The organism is Grimontia sp. NTOU-MAR1 (assembly GCF_035758505.1).
Taxonomy (GTDB): domain Bacteria; phylum Pseudomonadota; class Gammaproteobacteria; order Enterobacterales; family Vibrionaceae; genus Enterovibrio; species Enterovibrio marinus.
Genome location: NZ_CP142108.1, coordinates 3,105,159 through 3,120,737 on the forward strand (window position 1 = coordinate 3,105,159; position 15,579 = coordinate 3,120,737).

The 15,579-nt window shown below is 49.0% G+C and carries 8 protein-coding genes, 1 tRNA gene and 2 rRNA genes; 10 read left to right on the top strand and 1 reads right to left on the bottom strand.

Translation table 11 applies throughout. The features are described from left to right. The first annotated feature begins 167 nt into the window (after nucleotides 1-167). From VP504_RS14490 to VP504_RS14500, 3 genes are all read left to right on the top strand, one after another. A 23S ribosomal RNA gene (locus VP504_RS14490) occupies nucleotides 168-3,055 on the top strand. A gap of 94 nt (nucleotides 3,056-3,149) precedes the next feature. Then, nucleotides 3,150-3,265, top strand: a 5S ribosomal RNA gene (gene rrf / locus VP504_RS14495). A 15-nt stretch (nucleotides 3,266-3,280) separates the two neighbouring features. Then, nucleotides 3,281-3,357: transfer RNA gene (locus tag VP504_RS14500), tRNA-Asp, on the top strand. Between the two features lie 450 nt (nucleotides 3,358-3,807). On the opposite strand, the gene VP504_RS14505 is transcribed toward VP504_RS14500, so the two are convergent. After that, complete coding sequence (locus tag VP504_RS14505) at nucleotides 3,808-5,223, bottom strand: MATE family efflux transporter (RefSeq protein WP_325891790.1); 1,416 nt, start codon at nucleotides 5,221-5,223, stop codon at nucleotides 3,808-3,810. Between the two features lie 152 nt (nucleotides 5,224-5,375). Between VP504_RS14505 and VP504_RS14510 the strand changes: the two genes are divergently transcribed. The 7 genes from VP504_RS14510 to VP504_RS14540 all read left to right on the top strand — a co-directional run bounded on the left by VP504_RS14510 (nucleotide 5,376) and on the right by VP504_RS14540 (nucleotide 15,446). Then, a complete protein-coding gene (locus tag VP504_RS14510) occupies nucleotides 5,376-7,166 on the top strand; it encodes an IucA/IucC family protein (protein WP_325891791.1) in 1,791 nt (596 codons plus the stop codon). Then, complete coding sequence (locus VP504_RS14515; RefSeq protein WP_325891792.1) at nucleotides 7,153-8,874, top strand: IucA/IucC family protein; 1,722 nt, start codon at nucleotides 7,153-7,155, stop codon at nucleotides 8,872-8,874. The genes VP504_RS14510 and VP504_RS14515 overlap by 14 nt, the downstream gene beginning before the upstream one ends. A gap of 7 nt (nucleotides 8,875-8,881) precedes the next feature. Continuing rightward, the gene (locus tag VP504_RS14520; protein ID WP_325891793.1) at nucleotides 8,882-10,138 is read left to right on the top strand and encodes an AMP-binding protein; all 1,257 of its coding nucleotides are present in this window, start codon (nucleotides 8,882-8,884) and stop codon (nucleotides 10,136-10,138) included. A gap of 9 nt (nucleotides 10,139-10,147) precedes the next feature. Continuing rightward, nucleotides 10,148-11,419: a DUF6005 family protein gene (locus VP504_RS14525; protein ID WP_325891795.1), complete on the top strand. Its 1,272-nt coding sequence runs from the start codon at nucleotides 10,148-10,150 to the stop codon at nucleotides 11,417-11,419. A gap of 1 nt (nucleotide 11,420) precedes the next feature. Continuing rightward, a complete protein-coding gene (locus VP504_RS14530; RefSeq protein WP_325891796.1) occupies nucleotides 11,421-12,281 on the top strand; it encodes a sugar phosphate isomerase/epimerase family protein in 861 nt (286 codons plus the stop codon). A 114-nt stretch (nucleotides 12,282-12,395) separates the two neighbouring features. Beyond that, nucleotides 12,396-13,100, top strand: coding sequence for a response regulator transcription factor (locus tag VP504_RS14535; protein WP_325891797.1), 705 nt, complete (start codon nucleotides 12,396-12,398; stop codon nucleotides 13,098-13,100). Between the two features lie 414 nt (nucleotides 13,101-13,514). After that, nucleotides 13,515-15,446: a TonB-dependent receptor domain-containing protein gene (locus tag VP504_RS14540; RefSeq protein ID WP_325891798.1), complete on the top strand. Its 1,932-nt coding sequence runs from the start codon at nucleotides 13,515-13,517 to the stop codon at nucleotides 15,444-15,446. Nucleotides 15,447-15,579 lie beyond the last annotated feature (133 nt).

Below are 15,579 nucleotides of genomic sequence, written 5' to 3' on the forward strand. Positions count from 1 at the left end.
TGGTTTCATCCTTCTCCTAGGAGGTGATGAACAATATTTGAGTCCGGCGAAATCGTTCATCGCTTTATGTTTCCGCTTTTTAAGAAAAAGCAGAGGCAAAAAGGGTGAACATGTTCTTATAAGAACACCTTGGTTGTTTAAACCTACGAAACCTCTTGGGGTTGTATGGTTAAGTGACTAAGCGTACACGGTGGATGCCTTGGCAGTCAGAGGCGATGAAGGACGTAGTAACTTGCGATAAGCCCAGATAAGGCAGTAACAGCCATTTGAATCTGGGATGTCCGAATGGGGAAACCCACTGGCATAAGCCAGTATCCCACACTGAATACATAGGTGTGTGGAGGCGAACTCGGGGAACTGAAACATCTAAGTACCCGAAGGAAAAGAAATCAATTGAGATTCCGGCAGTAGCGGCGAGCGACCCCGGATTAGCCCTTAAGCGTTTTATGAGTTAGTGGAAGCCTCTGGAAAGTGGCGCGATACAGGGTGATAGCCCCGTACACGACGGCTTATTTAACGTGAAAACGAGTAGGACGGGACACGTGTTATCTTGTCTGAAGATGGGGGGACCATCCTCCAAGGCTAAATACTCCTGACTGACCGATAGTGAACCAGTACCGTGAGGGAAAGGCGAAAAGAACCCCTGTGAGGGGAGTGAAACAGAACCTGAAACCGTGTACGTACAAGCAGTGGGAGCCTACGTGTTAGGTGACTGCGTACCTTTTGTATAATGGGTCAGCGACTTACGTTATGTAGCAAGGTTAACCGCATAGGGGAGCCGTAGGGAAACCGAGTCTTAACTGGGCGAATGAGTTGCATGACGTAGACCCGAAACCGAGTGATCTAGCCATGGGCAGGTTGAAGATTGAGTAACATCAATTGGAGGACCGAACCGACTAATGTTGAAAAATTAGCGGATGACTTGTGGCTAGGGGTGAAAGGCCAATCAAACTCGGAGATAGCTGGTTCTCCCCGAAAGCTATTTAGGTAGCGCCTCGGACGAATACTACTGGGGGTAGAGCACTGTTAAGGCTAGGGGGTCATCCCGACTTACCAACCCTTTGCAAACTCCGAATACCAGTAAGTACTATCCGGGAGACACACGGCGGGTGCTAACGTCCGTCGTGGAGAGGGAAACAACCCAGACCGCCAGCTAAGGTCCCCAAGTTATCGCTAAGTGGGAAACGATGTGGGAAGGCTCAGACAGCCAGGATGTTGGCTTAGAAGCAGCCATCATTTAAAGAAAGCGTAATAGCTCACTGGTCGAGTCGGCCTGCGCGGAAGATGTAACGGGGCTAAGCGATACACCGAAGCTGCGGCAGATATTTATATCTGGGTAGGGGAGCGTTCTGTAAGCCGTAGAAGGTGGTCTGTAAGGGCTGCTGGAGGTATCAGAAGTGCGAATGCTGACATGAGTAACGACAAAGGGGGTGAAAAACCTCCTCGCCGGAAGACCAAGGGTTCCTGTCCAACGTTAATCGGGGCAGGGTAAGTCGGCCCCTAAGGCGAGGCCGAAAGGCGTAGTCGATGGGAAACGGGTTAATATTCCCGTACTGCTGATAACTGCGATGGGGGGACAGAGAAGGCTAGGTGGGCCTCGCGACGGTTGTCGAGGTTCAAGTGCGTAGGTGGGTGTCTTAGGCAAATCCGGGACGCCATACACTGAGACACGATGTCGAGTCACTACGGTGATGAAGTCATTGATGCCATGCTTCCGGGAAAAGCCTCTAAGCTTCAGGTTATCAGGAACCGTACCCCAAACCGACACAGGTGGTCGGGTAGAGAATACCAAGGCGCTTGAGAGAACTCGGGTGAAGGAACTAGGCAAAATGGTACCGTAACTTCGGGAGAAGGTACGCTGCCCATGGTGAAGTCCCTTGCGGATGGAGCTATTGAGAGTCGCAGATACCAGGTGGCTGCAACTGTTTATTAAAAACATAGCACTGTGCAAAATCGAAAGATGACGTATACGGTGTGACGCCTGCCCGGTGCCGGAAGGTTAATTGATGGGGTTAGTTTTCGGACGAAGCTCTTGATCGAAGCCCCGGTAAACGGCGGCCGTAACTATAACGGTCCTAAGGTAGCGAAATTCCTTGTCGGGTAAGTTCCGACCTGCACGAATGGCGTAATGATGGCCACGCTGTCTCCACCCGAGACTCAGTGAAATTGAAATCGCAGTGAAGATGCTGTGTACCCGCGGCTAGACGGAAAGACCCCGTGAACCTTTACTACAGCTTGGCACTGAACATTGAGCCTACATGTGTAGGATAGGTGGGAGGCTTTGAAACACAGACGCCAGTTTGTGTGGAGCCGACCTTGAAATACCACCCTTGTATGTTTGATGTTCTAACTTGGGCCCCTCATCGGGGTTGAGGACAGTGCCTGGTGGGTAGTTTGACTGGGGCGGTCTCCTCCCAAAGCGTAACGGAGGAGCACGAAGGTGGGCTAATCACGGTCGGACATCGTGAGGTTAGTGCAATGGCATAAGCCCGCTTGACTGCGAGAATGACGGTTCGAGCAGGTGCGAAAGCAGGTCATAGTGATCCGGTGGTTCTGAATGGAAGGGCCATCGCTCAACGGATAAAAGGTACTCCGGGGATAACAGGCTGATACCGCCCAAGAGTTCATATCGACGGCGGTGTTTGGCACCTCGATGTCGGCTCATCACATCCTGGGGCTGAAGTCGGTCCCAAGGGTATGGCTGTTCGCCATTTAAAGTGGTACGCGAGCTGGGTTTAGAACGTCGTGAGACAGTTCGGTCCCTATCTGCCGTGGGCGTTGGATGATTGAGAGGGGCTGCTCCTAGTACGAGAGGACCGGAGTGGACGAACCTCTGGTGTTCGGGTTGTCACGCCAGTGGCATTGCCCGGTAGCTAAGTTCGGCATCGATAACCGCTGAAAGCATCTAAGCGGGAAGCGAGCCTCAAGATGAGTCATCCCTAGGACTTAAAGTCCTCTAAAGGGTTGTTGGAGACGACGACGTAGATAGGTCAGGTGTGTAAGCGCTGCGAGGCGTTGAGCTAACTGATACTAATTGCCCGTGAGGCTTAACCATACAACACCCAAGGGGTTTTGACGGACTCGAGAGAGAACCTTGAATGTGTAAGAACGAGAACAAACAAAGTCACTTTCCAAGATTTTAGAATTTGCTTGGCGACCATAGCGTTATGGACCCACCTGACTCCATGCCGAACTCAGTAGTGAAACGTAACAGCGCCGATGGTAGTGTGGGGTCTCCCCATGTGAGAGTAGGACATCGCCAGGCTTCCAATTTAAGTGTGGAGCGGTAGTTCAGTTGGTTAGAATACCGGCCTGTCACGCCGGGGGTCGCGGGTTCGAGTCCCGTCCGCTCCGCCACTTCTTAGAAACCTCAGCAGAAATGCTGAGGTTTTTTGCTATCTGCTACCCGGAAAAGTGCTACGCACCTTGGGTCGTGGCACCAGCCGTGCGCAATCAGGTGTCCCCTTTGAGTCCCACTGGTGCGCCAGCCCGGCCGTTCCGCCACTTCTCAAAGAAACCTCAGACTACGCGTCCCGGACGAAAGGCTGAGTTTTTAGCTATGTGCGATCCAGAATAATTCTGCTCACTTTGCCGCAGTGCCAGAAGTAAGTACCACTTACTGTGCGCGACTAGAGCTCCTTTTTGCAGCCCATCCTCAGCTTCACTTCTTTATGGTTTGAGTCTTCTTTAAAGTGTGACCATGAATTCGTGATTCAACTGGGCATGTTGATGTTGATTGTGGAAGGACAGGCAGGAAGATGACTCGATAATATATAAAGCCCTGCTGACTCAGCAGGGCTTTGTCGTTTAAGCATTGTTGGTCGCTAGAGGCCTTTTTACATTCATTTGCTTTTGTTGCCTGATAAACAGAGAGCAGGCAATGAGGAGGGTAAAGAATTCGGCGAGAGGAAGCGCAGTAAGAAAGTGTTGGTCTTTAAAGAAAATTACTAAACCGAAGATCAGTGAAACAGGCAGTACCAACCCTCGACTCAACGCGATGGCTGCTGATTGCTTTGGCAGTTGCATTGCGGTGAAGTAAGCGGAAATAAGAACGTTAATTCCGCTTAGCACAAGACATGGCCAAATGATGGCGATGTAACTGAGAGCGTGTGAAGATGCTTTCTCATCCAGATCTGCAAGGAAAAGCTCGGTAACTGTATCGGGTTTTACAAGGCATAGATAAACCAAGGCACTGCTAATAAATACGATCGTAGTTGCAGCGAGTGCCATGAAACGATTGATACGGTGCAGGTTACCCGCCCCTTTGTTTTGACTGACTAAAATATGGATAGCATCGACCACGCCGTAGAACATCATCATGCTGACGAACAAAATGTAGTTAGCAATTGAAAAACCCGCGACCGCTTCCTGACCGCCATTTTTCATCAGTAACCAATGTACGGTGAAGATAACGATACCTACGGAAATTTCATTGATGAATTCCGAAGCGCCGTTGATAAGCGCGCTCACAAACTTCCGTATCTCCAATCCCGCTTTAGAGAGCGACAAGGTTCTCGAAGGTTTCGCGAAATAGAAAATAAGCACCGACAACTGAAGTAACTGTGCAAAGGTTGTTGCCCACGCCGCCCATTCAATCCCAAGTCCCAGTACTCCCAGGAAAACGTAATCAAGAGTAATGTTGGTCGCTGCGCCTACCATCAGCGCGGCGGTTGCGAGCATTGGGAAACCATCAGCGCGTACAAAATAATAGAGCACCATGGTGGTCAGCTGGACAATCATGCAGACGGTGAGAACACTGAAATAGCGCTCCATGAGCGGATGAAGTGAAACTGGGGCGCCTAGAAAGTAAAAGAGTTCTGTGCTGAATATGGAGCTGATCATCGCCATCGACGTACTGAACCCAAATGCGCCTAACATTGACTGCGTAAAGGCTGCATTGGCTTTATCAAGTTCGTCCTTGCCTATATGTTCCCCTGCTTGAACAGTCCCGCCAATTGCAATCATCAAAGACACGGCGAAAACAAACGTGATGTAAGGAATGAGCAGGTTGATGGCTGCTAGCGCGTCAGCACCCAGAAATCTGCCGACAAACATCCCATCAACAATGCTGGCACTGGATATAGCAACGAGGCCAATAAATGAAGGAATGGCGAAATAGAAGAAGGTCGGGACTATCGGTGCGTCCAACACACGGTTCTTGGAAGTCATAATCTTTGTGTAGAGAGAATAATGGACGGTCATGATGCGTGAAGAGAAAGCCATGTTCACGTGCAGTAAAGGTGATGTGGGACTTACCTTATGACGTGTTGTAACAATGGTAACTTTTAGTGTAATGAGAATTAATATCAATTAGGATCCTTGGCCTTATCAGATTAAACGCCATTCAGGCGCGCTTGGTATAAGGCGAGGGAAACGTGAGTCAGATAGCCAGCAACATCGCAGAGAAAGCATCCTTTCAAGCATTCTTTAACTGTTATCTGAAAGAGGTCGACGCTGGAGATTGGTCTCCCGCTTCACGCTGGCAGATGTCGGTGGGCCGATTGGGGGATGTGGCAAAAGACAAGTGGATTGTCGAGATTTCACTGCCACATTTAGTAGGAAAGCTTGCCGTAAATGTTGAGTACCGCTCATTGGTGGGGAATCACCGATTTGGCGAAGTACTGATTCAATTTGATAAGTTCTCTTGGAAAGTGGTCTCAGAGACGCATGCTTTACAACAACTGATCGAAGGGATCTTCCACGCAAAGTCAGCCGCTTTTGAATGCAAGCAAGAGCTCATGCTGCGTGTGATAGAGAGCCAGCGATTAATGACGCAATACATTGAAGAACGTCGTGGCGATCCATCGCTCAGCAAGCCAAATTTCATTGACGCTGAACAATCATTGCTTTTTGGTCACTGGCAACACCCCACACCGAAAAGCCGTCAAGGAATGCTGGAATATCATCATGCATTCTATGCACCTGAAACTAAAGGGCGCTTTCCCCTTCACTACTTCAGTATTGATCGCGCTCTGATCAAGCAACGGTCTGCGATCCCGTTGACCGCAGAAGAAGTGATCACTGAATCTTTGCCTGCTGCGGCGGATAAACCAGAAACTCACATTGTGGTTCCCATGCATCCCCTTCAAGCGCAGTGGCTTCTTCATCAAAACGATATTCGAGCGTTGATAAAGACGGGCGATATTAAGGATTTGGGAAGTTATGGCCCAGAGTTTACCGCCACGTCTTCTGTGCGCTCTCTCTATCACCCGAATCTGGATTGGATGTACAAATTCTCCCTGCCAGTAAAAATCACCAACTCACTGCGTGTTAACAAACGCCATGAGTTGGATGCTGGTGTGGTCATGGCGACCTTATATCGCAAAACAGGTTTCAGTGAGCGCCATGCCTGCTTCAAGGTCATTACAGATCCCGCATACATTACTGTCGATTTGTCTGGTCAAGAAGAAAGTGGTTTTGAAGTCATCATACGGGAGAATCCTTTCCCTGAAGGCAAGGCTCAAGATGTGGTTACCATCGCGGCATTGACTCAGTCTCCAATGCCAGGTGAAAGCTCAATGCTTTATGACGTCATCAGCAAGCTTGCGAACCGAAATGAATCAGATTACCTGCGCATTGCCATCAAGTGGTTTGCCAAGTACTGGGAATGCGCGATAGAGCCAATGATTGCGCTCTATGACGAGCATGGCATTGCGCTTGAAGCTCACCAGCAAAACAGTGTGATTGAGATGAAAGAGGGGCTTCCGTCGGTTTATTACTTCCGTGATAACCAGGGCTTCTACCTTTCCAAAGCGTATCGTGGATATCTGGCAATCATGGAGCCAGATTCTGTCACCGTAGACTCTCTCTATTTCGATGACGATGTTATCTGCGATCGTTTTGCTTATTACCTGTTCATCAACCATCTGTTCTCCATCATTGGCCGCATGGGAGCAGATGGTCTGGTTGAAGAGCGAATTCTTATCAGCTTCGTTCAGCAGAGGCTCTATGCGCTGAGAAACACCCTTTCCGGTGCGGGAAAACTGTTTGTCGAAAGGCTGCTTTCAGAATCAGCTATCCCGGTAAAAGCCAACTTGCTAACCCGTGTTCATGATGTTGATGAACTGCTGGCAGATAACGAACAAGCTATCTACTGCACGATTTCCAACCCGCTTGTGATGACATGTCTGGAAGAGCCGATGGAGGTGAACTATGCCTCTGCCTAATAGCCAGAACTTGTCAGCGATTGTAAGAGTCATCAAGCAACTGTTAGAAGCGGTACTGTTTGAAAATTGCGTTGAAGTCTCTGACAAAGAAGGGAAGTTTGTTTGGAAGCTTGGGGGAAGAGAATATCTTATCTCAGGTCAGCGAGGCGCATTTGGTCGCTATCGACTCGATATTCAGTCGCTCTGTATCGATGGTGTTTGCGCCAATGTTGCTGCGCATTGGCAGCAGATAATTGAAGATTTACCTGCAACAGAGAAAACCAAATACGCGCTTGCCGAGGAGTTCTCACAAACAGCTGCCCTTTGCGAGTGGAACCGTCGACACGTCAGTAAGCCTGAATCCCGTCGCTACCAGGATTTTGAAACCTTGGAAGGCTCGCTTGATGAAGGACATCCATACCATCCTTCCTTCAAGGCGCGTACCGGATTCAGTGCTGCAGATCATGAAGCTTACGGCCCTGAATCTTCCAAGCCCTTCTACCTATGTTGGCTAGCCGTTAAGCGCACTCACATCAAACAAAATTTGCCACAACCCCATGACGCTTTCTGGCTCAGAGAGCTTGGCCGAACTCAATGGTTAAGATTATCTGGGGCATTGAGTGCACAGGACAAAAGTTGGGATGAATATTCGCTGTTGCCCATGCATCCATGGCAATGGCAACAGTTGAGGCAAGAACAATTGCTTGAGCCACTTGCGGATCAAACCCTGATATTTCTGGGCTTGGGAGCTGATCAATACACCGCATCACAATCTGTTCGCACCTTGATGAACGCCAGCTATTCCGATAGAGCCAATATCAAATTGCCTTTGAGCATGGTGAATACCTCATCGAAGCGCACATTGGCACCGCACTCTATTTGTATGGCGCCAGTGGTTTCGACTTGGCTCAACCGAATCATTGAAAGTGACTTCGAACTGTCGGCGCTCTCTATTTTGGAAGAATATGCAGGTGCCCGTTTCCATGTGCCTGGGATGACATCTGAAACGTCTCCGCTTGCTTCAGAAGTAGCGGTTATTTTCCGCGAAAGTGTGCAGCCCAAATTGCGCGAGGGTGAGTCAGCGATTCCCTTCAATGCATTGATGATGCTTGAAGATGACGGCTTACCTTTCATTGCTGGTTGGGTAGAAACCTATGGCTTGAATATCTGGTTGAGCCGCTTAATCGATGTCGTGGTGCTGCCTGTATGGCACTTGCTGGTCAAACACGGCATTGGTATTGAACCTCATGGTCAGAACATGGTGTTGGTCCATCGTGATGGCTGGCCGGAACGGGTTATAGTCCGGGATTTCCATGAAAGCGTAGAATATCATCTGCCATTTCTGGCCAATCCAGAATGGTTACCAGACTTTGCTTCCATTGAACCTTTCCTCGCAGATGCTCCGATCGATGACTACTACGGCATGAGTTCGGTGGAGCTTTTGCGTGAATTGGTGATGGACACCCTCTTTATTTACAGCCTGACAGAGGTCTCCTTCCTCATAGAAAAAAGCTACGGCATGAGTGAGCAGAACTTTTGGAACATAGTAGGCCAAAAGCTCGAAGACTATGCCGATGACCACCCAGAACTTGATAGCCGCTTGCAGCAACTTGGCTACACCGAGGCGCAGGTACTGACGGAGTCTCTTATGACCCGAAAGTTCAAAGGAAGCCAGGCTGAGTGTCACCATGTGGTGCCCAACCCATTTCATAAATATTCTCAAAAATAGGGACGTTATGATTTACGTAAATGATGACTTTTTCAGTCATGAATTCTTTGAGCGAAGTAACGAAGCATTCCGCTCACACCCTGAACTTGGCAGCTGCGCAGGGAAGCGTTTTGCTGTTTGCACAGAAGATCCTGCTTATCTGCTGGCGGTGTGTTTGTACCTGAAAGCCAATGGCGGCTCTTTTTACCCTATTTTCGCACCGACGCCCCGTCTTGCTGCCAAACGATTAGCAACACGCGCCCAGTGCCACGTCCTGCTATTTGAACAAGGGCAACCTGCGATGTCGCTTCAGCGGGAAGGTGATGATGACTTGGCTGTGCTGGTGCAAACCAGTTCCGGTACCACCGGTGAACCAAAGGTGATCACCCGAAGCTGGTCTTCAATCGACGAAGAAGTAGAAAGCTACGTCGCGAAGTTCAAAAAGCCGAACAAGATGACGCCACTGATTGCCTGCCCGATCACCCATTCCTATGGCTTGATTGCTGGCGTATTTGTGGCACTGAAGCGTGGTCAATCACCAGTCATTATTAACAACATTAATCCGAAATTCCTGCTGAAAAAGCTGATGACGACGCCGGATCACTTGCTGTATTCGTCCCCTGCATTGATTCACTCAGTGGTACAGCTTTACCCGAAAGGTCAACAACTGAATGCCGTGATGACCTCAGGTACTGTGCTTCCAAAAGCCTGGTTTGAGGCGCTGCGTGAAAAAGCCAAACATGTCTTCCAGCAATATGGGTGCTCAGAAGCTGGCTGTATTGCCATTAACTCGGATACCAAAGCGGCGAATCACATAGGTACCCCGCTTGGACATCTCAAGGTCAATGCCGGTATCGACACTTCAAGACCGGGAGAGATCGTGGTGCAAAAAGGGGATGACATCATCTTCACCAAAGATCTTGGCTATTTCGATGAGCAGGGTCAGTTGATCTTCGTTTCCCGTGCAGACGACATGATTAATGTCTCTGGCCTGAATGTGTACCCACAGGACGTTGAGAACGTGGTACTTGAGATCGCAGAGATCTCCGAAGCTGTGGTCTTCAAACGCTCGGATCCGCTATCAGGTGAACGGGTCTGTCTGCAGTTTGTAGCAAGCGATGCACTAGAACCAAGCCGGATCCGAAAATGGTGTTCGACACGGCTGGCATCCTACCAACTGCCCGTCGACATCGAGCAATGCACAGTGATTGAAAAGATGGCCAACGGAAAGATCAACCGTAACGTGCTGTCTCAAAGCAAAATTTCCATTCCAGCAATAGGTTAAGGAGCGCCCATGGAACGCGAACAATTGATTGCATCCATTCGCCAGGTATTGAGCGACAACATGCAAAATGCCCACATGGAAAAATTCAGTGAGAGTGCAAGGCTGAATGAAGACCTTTATCTGGATTCGGTGCTGATCCTTCAGCTAATCCTGCACCTTGAGTTGGATCTGGGATTGACCGTGCCGGAGGAAAATATTACCGCGGCAGACTATTCGACGGTTTCCAGTCTGGCGGACTTTCTGTGTCGCATTGAGCGTAATGAGCCTGCCCCAAAAGCGCAGGAGGAAGAATTTGAAGACGTTAAAGTACATTGCTTTGTAAGTTGCGTCTGTGAGTCATTGAAGCGAAAAGGCATTGATCACCGTCCGTTTTACTTCGGCGTTTGGGATGCGACCTTCACCATCAGTGAGAACTACCAGCTTCAATACCACTCCGACGAGATAAACCATGGCAGTTTCCTTGATTGGTACCACCGCCTGTATGGTGTGGCACTGGCTCCTTGGTATGACGAAGGCAAAACCAAACAAGACAACATTGAAGAAATGCAGCGTCTGTTGGCAACCAAAGCAGAAACCTCACACCTGATGGTGATGCTGGATATGTATCAATTACCGGAGCGTGAGAATAAGTTCAACCAGAACCCTTTTCCGCACTATGTGATGCTTGAGAACACCCATGATCCGAAAACCCTGTTTATGTCCGATCCGGATTTCCGTTGGGAAGGTGAGCTCGAAAGCGCGCGTATCTTCAATGCGATTTCCCAACCGAGTGTGGAAGGCGGCTACCTGCTGGATGAAACCGGTTTAAAGCATGCGGATGACCGCGATGTTCAAGCGTACTTTGAGGCATGCTTTATTGCTGACGGCAACCCGTTGACGAGTGCAATTCGACGTATTCTGGACGCTCATGTCCGCGGCTATGCAGGGATAAAACTCACGGACCTGTCATTGGCATTGCGTGAAATTCGGGTGATTGCTGTGCGCAAATATGCCTACGAGCACGGCTTCGCTTTCTTCTGGCGTGCGCTTGGTCTGCCTGATGATGATTTTGAGATCTGGTGTGATGTGATTGAAGAGCTCATCCAAGCCTATAGTCGGATCCAATACCAAATCATGAAGCTGGCAGAAACCGGTGATTTGGATCTGCAGGTTGAGATCTACGCCTTGCTAAATAAGCAGGATCGCACGGAGTTTCGCATCAAAAAACGTCTCAACGAAGTCTATCGTGATTGGTGTGAACTGAACGATTTACCGCTTGAAGCGGCAGTTGAGGTTGCCTGATATGCAGCTTTCAATCTGTACCATTTCATTCCGACACCAGCTTGTTTCTATGGACAATCTGGCGGAATGGGCTTGTTGCCACGGGTTTCAGGGTATTGAGCTTTGGGGAGCTCATGCCCTGAGCCTGGAGGCACAGCCACAATATGATGCCAAATGGCTCAATGACATGGGACTATCGATTTCCATGTTGAGTGACTATTTGCCCATTGCGGGCGATAAGCGTAATGCCTGGCAAAAATGCCGACACATCTGCCGTTTGGCAAAACAGTGGGATACCAAAAAGGTGCGAACTTTTGCCGGCCACCAAGCGAGTAGCGAAGTGGGAGCAATAGCGCGCAAAAAAATGACTCAGCGCCTGAGAGGGATCTGTGAGTACGCCGCCGATCAGGGTTTGGATGTGCTGGTAGAAACTCATCCCGGCACATTGGCTGATACTTCATCGTCAATCGTACAGTTGATTGAAGAAGTTGATCACTCTGCACTGAAGCTTAATTACGACACCTTGCATGTGTGGGAGTCCGGCGAGGATCCGGCTCAATTTCACCAGCAGATAGAAGAGCACGTTGGCCACTATCACCTCAAGAATGTGCTTTCGCGCGAACTGCTAACCGTTTTCTCTCCGGAAAACGTCTATTCGCCAGCAGGGAGTCGATACGGCATGGTGCCGTTGCTGGAAGGAGCAATGGACTACCAACAGTTTCTGCCGCAGGTGCTCAGTAAGCCCAACGCGACGGCGTCGTTAGAATGGTTTGGACATAACGTGAAACAGACATTATTGGATGACAAAGCGGCATTGGATGAAATGAAACTGAGCTTAGTGAAAGATAACTCGTCAAGAGTTGTTGGCTGTCCAGATTACTAAACCTAATTATGTGATCTTGATCTCTCTAAAGCAGGTTCATACTTTAACTTTAAATGACGATATTGATAATCGAAATCATTATCGTTTATGAGTTAATAACCTTTGGGTAACGGAATGTCCCTACATAGTGCTCCATCGGCAGGGCAAATCCTGATTGTTGACAGAAACCGGACGTATTGCGAAAAGCTGATACATCGATTCAATGAGAAAGGCTTCGCCATCAGGCGTTGTACCTCTGATTCACAGGCTTCAGACATCTATAGAACCACCAATCTCGATCTTGTCATCTTTGCTGCCGACCTGCCTGAAATGGAAGGTTTTCGTTTGCTGAAACGCTACCGGGAAGAGGCCACAACGCCGATTCTGATGCTGGATGATACTTACAATCACCATGATTGCATGAACTGCTTTTTGTTTGGCGCTGATGACTATATAACGAGGCAGCAGCCCCTGGATGAAATCGTTTGGCGTGCCGCTGCTGTGCTAAGGCGAAGCGCACAGCTTCCTGCCAAAGAAAGCAAAACCCAATTGGTGGTTGACGAATTGGTACTGGACAGAAAATATCAGACAGTTTTCTATGATGGAGATGAAGTTTCCGTCACACCAATTCAGTTCAAATTGCTCTGGACATTGGTTTTCCAGCAGCATCAGGTATTGCCCAAAGACTTTCTCTACAGGCAGGTATTGGCTAGGGACTTCCAAAAATACGATCGCAGTCTTGATATGCATTTGAGCAGAGTGCGAAAGAAGCTGGTGGGGGTCGGCATGGCGGCTGAGCGATTACAGACCGCCCATGGCAAAGGATATTGCTTCACTTAAATAGCGCCATCTGGCGCTATTTTTTTATACCCAAACAACCTGAAGATGAAGGATTCAGCGAGCTTGACTGGTGGTGTGATCGCGGCGTCCCTTTGCAGGTGTAGTCACCTCCGTCAAAAAGGGACAACAAAGAGCACGGCGCAAGTCAACTCGCCCGAAGGGAGGCCATCAATGCGCCCACTTCTTCGTTAAATTCCACAGAAATAGAACCACTATTCCTCGCGAAATTTGCCTCGAATTGAACGCATTCATGACCTCTGAATACAAGTATCTTCAGGTTGTTTGGGTATAGTTATTTATCAATAGATTAGTTTTATTAGGCTGACTTTGTAACAGTTGTAAAAGGCGTTTACAGCACAACGCATCAATGAATAATAATGCGAATCATTATCATTGTAGTTGCAGGACGTTGTAATGTTTCAAGGAAGCTCTTTTAAAATCTCTCCACTCAGTGCCGCTGTTATCGCCGCTCTGTTTTCTCAATCTGCCATCGCCAATACAGATGACCACGAAACTATCGTTGTCACTGGAAATACCCAGGCAGCACCAGAAGTGTTCGTCGATTCTGATCAGTTGGATGCCATTCAGGCGAACGACCTGAACGATATCTTCCGTTCAAGTGCTGAAGTCTCTGTGGGCGGCAGCACTGACTATGCGCAGAAAGTCTATGTTCGTGGTCTCGAAGACACCATGCTGAACGTAACCATTGATGGTGCGGTTCAGTCAGGTTCGCTATTCCACCACCAAGGTAGCCTGTTTGTCGAGCCTGAACTACTCGAGCAAATTGAGGTTTCTGCAGGCGCTGGCCGCGCGACTGACGGTGCCGGTGCGTTGGGTGGTGCTATTCGAATGAAGACCAAAGATCCCCGTGCTCTTCTAGCTGAAGGTGAAAAGTTTGGTGGTCGCGTAAAAACCGTCTTTAACGACAACACTGATGGTTTTAAAACGACTGCCAGTGGTTATGGCGCGATAACAGATAGCGTTAGCGTTTTGGCTTCTCTGGGTTATAACGACCAAGATGACTATAAAGATGGTAACGGCAACAAGGCTGAGCATACTGGTTTCCGCAATGGCTCAGGATTCGCTAAAATCGTTGGTGAGTTGACTGACGACCAAACGCTTATTGTCAGCTATGAGCGCAAAGAAGACAAAGCAACACGCTATGCCCGCCCTCATATGGGTGACTTCTCGAGAAACTATCCGCTTGAGCAAGAAACCTATCGCGATACAGCGACACTGAATTATGTCTTAGCGCCGAACAGTAAGTGGTTAAACCTCGATACCACTTTTTATTACACCGATCTTGAACTTGAGCGTTTGAATGACCCTCGTTGGGGAACGTATGTCGGTAACACTGAAACTGTCGGTGGTGATATCCGCAACACATCAGCGCTTGAAAAACTGACTCTGATTTATGGTACTGATTTCCGTCAGGATACCTCTACATTCAGCGGCAGTGGCCAAACGTTTGAAGACGAGGGCGATCAGTTTGGTGTCTATGTTCAGGGTGATTACAACGCAACAGAATCACTGGTTCTGAGCGCTGGTGCGCGCTATGACCGTTATTCTCTGGATGAAGGTCTGCGTGATGGTGATACCCGCTCTGAAGGCACCGATATTTCAGACAACGGTTTCAGTCCGAATGCCGCAGTGACTTACTACATCACCAAAGATCTGAATGTCGTGTTGGGGTACGCAGAAGCGTTCCGTGGCCCTCAAGTGGGCGAACTTTGGCTGCTGGACTACGTGTATAGCTCGGAGGACCGTAAAGGCGAAACGGCGAAAAATACCGAGTTTACCGTGAACTGGAGCTTCGACAACGGTTATGTGTCAGCGCAGGTCTTTGATAGCGAAATTGAAGACGTGGTAGATCGCGACAGCACTGTTTACGAAAACAGCGGCACACTGGACAACAAAGGCTTCAACATCACCGCTGCATACCAGCTGGATAGCCTCACTGCGACGATTGGCTTCAGCCGAGCGCAACCTGAATTTAACGGTGAGCCACTTAACGATGGCAGCATGAACATCGGTACTTCTATCGGTGACACGCTGGTAACCTCATTGAGCTACTATGCTAACGAAAATCTGGAGTTTGGCTGGACGGGCCGCTTTGTTGACCGCCTGACAGATGTGCCAGAAGGTACCGAAGAAAAACCTGGCTATGGCGTGCATGATATTTACGCACAGTGGATGCCAATTTCCGGTGAAGACTTGACACTGACCGCCTCTGTGAAAAACGTCTTTGATAAGGCTTACCGCGATCAATCTAGCCTTAGCGAAGATTACAACGGTCCACTCGAAGCGAGTCGTAACATCCGTCTGGGACTGAACTGGGGCTTCTAAGCTCATCAATAAGGGGAGCATGGCTCCCCTTTGTTATATCTTCTATTTTTCCCGCCTGTTTTTGATCTTCTCGGCAGAATTAAGCACTCTCCGTAACCTTCTCTGATTGCCCTAAGTCCTGACTGCTAAGATT

Coding starts and splice junctions, on each gene's coding strand:
- VP504_RS14505 (WP_325891790.1), bottom strand. CDS start 5,223: ATGGCTTTCTCTTCACGCATCATGACCGTCCATTATTCTCTCTACACA.
- VP504_RS14515 (WP_325891792.1), top strand. CDS start 7,153: ATGCCTCTGCCTAATAGCCAGAACTTGTCAGCGATTGTAAGAGTCATC.
- VP504_RS14520 (WP_325891793.1), top strand. CDS start 8,882: ATGATTTACGTAAATGATGACTTTTTCAGTCATGAATTCTTTGAGCGA.
- VP504_RS14525 (WP_325891795.1), top strand. CDS start 10,148: ATGGAACGCGAACAATTGATTGCATCCATTCGCCAGGTATTGAGCGAC.
- VP504_RS14530 (WP_325891796.1), top strand. CDS start 11,421: ATGCAGCTTTCAATCTGTACCATTTCATTCCGACACCAGCTTGTTTCT.
- VP504_RS14535 (WP_325891797.1), top strand. CDS start 12,396: ATGTCCCTACATAGTGCTCCATCGGCAGGGCAAATCCTGATTGTTGAC.
- VP504_RS14540 (WP_325891798.1), top strand. CDS start 13,515: ATGTTTCAAGGAAGCTCTTTTAAAATCTCTCCACTCAGTGCCGCTGTT.